The 3,442-nt window shown below is 38.8% G+C and carries 4 protein-coding genes; all 4 read right to left on the bottom strand.

Features of this window, described 5'->3' with window-relative positions:
- Positions 1–55 precede the first annotated feature (55 nt).
- Positions 56–394: a YolD-like family protein gene (locus CHI06_RS28730; protein WP_095252038.1), complete on the bottom strand. Its 339-nt coding sequence runs from the start codon at positions 392–394 to the stop codon at positions 56–58.
- Between the two features lie 216 nt (positions 395–610).
- Positions 611–1,066 carry a GNAT family N-acetyltransferase gene (locus CHI06_RS28725; RefSeq protein WP_306453857.1) on the bottom strand — a complete coding sequence of 152 codons (456 nt, stop codon included), beginning with the start codon at positions 1,064–1,066 and terminating at the stop codon, positions 611–613.
- Between the two features lie 471 nt (positions 1,067–1,537).
- On the bottom strand, positions 1,538–2,320 hold the full coding sequence (locus tag CHI06_RS28720; protein ID WP_095252037.1) for an RCC1 domain-containing protein: 783 nt from the start codon (positions 2,318–2,320) through the stop codon (positions 1,538–1,540).
- Positions 2,321–2,551: 231 nt separating this feature from the next.
- On the bottom strand, positions 2,552–3,250 hold the full coding sequence (locus CHI06_RS28715; RefSeq protein ID WP_095252036.1) for a polysaccharide deacetylase family protein: 699 nt from the start codon (positions 3,248–3,250) through the stop codon (positions 2,552–2,554).
- Between the last annotated feature and the right edge of the window lie 192 nt (positions 3,251–3,442).

The following is a 3,442-nucleotide window of genomic DNA, read 5'->3' as shown; positions in this document are numbered from 1 at the left end:
AGTTTAATAAAAGAACGCCAACCCATATAAGGCTGACGCAATGGTTAATGTCATCTTAATCTACTACCTTGACTCCGACAACACTATCGAATGCCACCCGCTCAAATTCTCCAGGCTTCACCTCAATATGCAGCTTATGTGTAATAGGATCCACGTAATGAACTCGACCATTAATGTCGTGAATAAATCCGTCATCCCATACCGTCAGTTTTACCGAATGGTTATATTCCATCGAGTAAATTATACGCAGGTCGAATTCCTCCGCTTGATGCTCGTCAATAATAGGCTTCCTTATTCGTTCAGTGTCGAGCCAAAGATCTCGCTGCATCTTTGCTTGTTCGGGTTGGAGATAAGCCGCAGCCCATTTAATTTTACCTCGGTCACGTATCGCCATATTAATCACCTCAGTATCATTATATACGAACAAACGTTCTTTATGTAAATAAAAGAGAAAGACCACTCTTCAGCAGTCTTTTAGTTATCTTATTCAATTAAGCATCCGTTAGTTGAACAAGAAATTAAAACCATTCATAATCTAAAACACTATATAGTAAAGAATCACGCCATCCATCTTTCATCAACAAATCTTCACGAATTCTTCCTTCTTTTGTTATCCCAACCTTTTCCAAAACTTAATAGAACTTATATTTCTTGGGTCACAGGTTGCATAAATCCGATGGAGTTTTAATTGATGAAATCCAAAACCGATTAATAGTATTGCAACATCCGTTGCAACCCCTTTTCCCCAATAGTCAGGATTAATTATATATCCTATTTCCCCCTTTTTATTATGGGTATCCTGAATGCTTAATTCTCCAGCCCCAATTAATCTATCCTCTTTTTTATTAATAACAGCTAATGTATAAGTTGTTCTTGGTACTATTGCTGAATCATCTAAAACTTGTTTAACAAATGCTTGAGACTCTTTCTCGGAATTCGGACACCAGGGCTGGTATTGACATACTCTTTCCTGAGACGCGTATTTATGTACATCTTGCCAATCACTTTCCTGGAATTCTCGTAAATAAATTCTCTCTGTTTTTAGTGTAGTGCTTTCCAGCCACATCAAAATTGCCTCCAAATTTTCATATCGCTATTTCCATTCTTTAAACTAACCTGCCCGTTAGCACAACATGAAATTACCGCCGCAGCAATTCCACCCCAAACACTTGCACCGATACTGTATGATGTGTATGAAAGGACCCAAAATTCCAAGGATTTCCTTGTAGCTATCAATCTACAATCGGATCTTTTTTTCACCCCAAATTAATATAATGATTTACCTAACGGATATCAGAGGTGAATAAATACCCCATTCCCCTATAGCCAAGTAGGCAAAATAGATGGTGACCTCGCAGCTTAAACATAACTTCCCACTCTCCCATTTCCTCTTAATCTACTACTTTAATAATAGATGATACTGTAATAACTTGGTATTACAGTATACCTTAAAAGTTACCCATTATTTTCATGTTTGTTTGTTGAATCCTTTTTTGGATTTATTAGTTGCAGGAACTGTACCCTTTTCACCCGAAAACTAATTGTTGGGCAGTTGGATGCCGCTCCAGTCGCTTACATCGCATTGGCCATATTCATTATCACCCACAGCAACCACCGTTCCGTCCGATTTAAGACCGACGGTATGGGCACAACCCGCCGCTATCGCCACAATATCGTGCCAATCACTTACATTACATTGGCCATATTCATTCCAACCCACTGCCGCCACAGTACCGTCCGATTTAAGACCGATGGTATGATTACTACCCACAGCTATCGCCACAATACCGCACCAGCCACTTACATGGCATTGGTCATTTTTATTCAAACCCACAGCCTTCACCGTGCCGTCCGATTTAAGACCGATGGTATGCCAGTCACCCGCCGCGACCGCCACAATATCATGCCAACCGCTTACATTGCATTCACCTTCATTATTTCGGCCCACTGCTACCACCGTACCATCAGATTTAAGTCCAATGGTACGACGCCAACCTGCTGCAACCGCTACAATATCGCGCCAGTCTTTTACATCGCATTGGTCATGCTTATTCCAACCCACAGCCTCCACAGTACTGTCAGATTTAAGACCGATTGTATGAGCATTACCCGTGTTCGTTGCCATATGAACATTACCCGCCGCGACCGCCACAATATCGCGCCAGCTGCTTACATCACATTGGCCATATTTATTATCACCCACAGCTGTCACCGTTCCGTCAGATTTAAGCCCAACGGTATGACGACGACCCGCCGCTATGGTACCTTTTGGCCACCTTTTCACCTTTAACACCGCTTCTTTCGGTGAAATGTAATCCATGTTTTACCTCCTTGAAAACAAGAACTATTGTTACACTTTTGCTTGATATACTAACCTGCTTCGTTAGTGGAACAAACAAAAAGGTTGCCGTAGCAACCCTATTATTCAACGAAAGCACCCTTACTTGAAGAAGGAAAAAGCGATCCTTACCTATGGAAATTTCGCTTTTGTTTTACCAACTGATTCTTTCCAAACTAATATGTAAAAGTTAGGTCCCTTTTTATTGTTTTATCATAATTCCTGAAGTTCATCCACGGTTACAAATTTATACCCTTCCTCCGTAAGTTCTCGTAAAATACCTTCTATCGCTTGGATTTCCCCACCAGTTTGATCGTACATTGGATGTAACAAAATTATCGATCCTGGTTTAATGTTTTCCACAACATAATTTACTTTTTCATCTGTACTTGTGAAATATGTATCCGGTTCTAGAGACCACATAATCGTTTCTCTCTTGTGCTTATATAAATAATAAGGTAGTCCCACAAGTTTTTTTCCATAGGGAGGTCGAAAGTCAATCTCGCTCTTATATCCATATTTTCTAATCAACTTATCTGTTTTTTCTATTTCCTCTTTAATAATAAAAGGTGATTTTAAAACCATTCTTTGATGTGAATAGGTGTGATTTCCAATCTGATGCCCTGCTTCTACCAATTTTTTAGCTTCTTCTGGGTGTTTTTCAATATCATTTCCAATAAGAAAAAAAGTACCTTTTGCCTTATATTTATTCAATAAAGGCAGAATTTGATCCACGTTCTTAGTGGGACCGTCATCAAATGTTAAAGCAATGACCTTGTTTTCCGTTTCAACTTGGTATGTTAACCCCCCAAATAATTGAAAGGTCCTTAATTTCGTTACTTTAAACATTCCAACGAATAAAAGAACCATTAATAAAAAGACAATTCCAGTTAGTAATAATTTCTTTTTCAATTGTTTGTTTCCATTCCTTAAAAAGATATTTTATATCATCTGAATTATAGCATAATGCAAATGAATTTATTGAACTAATCTGCCCTGTTGGTTCATCAAGAAAAAGAAGCCTCCGATTTTAACAGCCGTTTAAAGAGCTGGATGCAGCGCTTTAATAGTGTAGCGACTAAATATCTAGACCATTATTTGAGC

This window comes from Bacillus sp. 7884-1, from assembly GCF_002272245.1.
Classification (GTDB): domain Bacteria; phylum Bacillota; class Bacilli; order Bacillales; family Cytobacillaceae; genus Neobacillus.
This window is presented reverse-complemented; position numbering and strand designations above follow the sequence as displayed.

Excerpts from the sequence above, each read along its gene's own strand:
- CHI06_RS28730 (WP_095252038.1), bottom strand. The coding sequence starts at position 394 with ATGGCGATACGTGACCGAGGTAAAATTAAATGGGCTGCGGCTTATCTC.
- CHI06_RS28725 (WP_306453857.1), bottom strand. The coding sequence starts at position 1,066 with ATGTGGCTGGAAAGCACTACACTAAAAACAGAGAGAATTTATTTACGA.
- CHI06_RS28720 (WP_095252037.1), bottom strand. The coding sequence starts at position 2,320 with ATGGATTACATTTCACCGAAAGAAGCGGTGTTAAAGGTGAAAAGGTGG.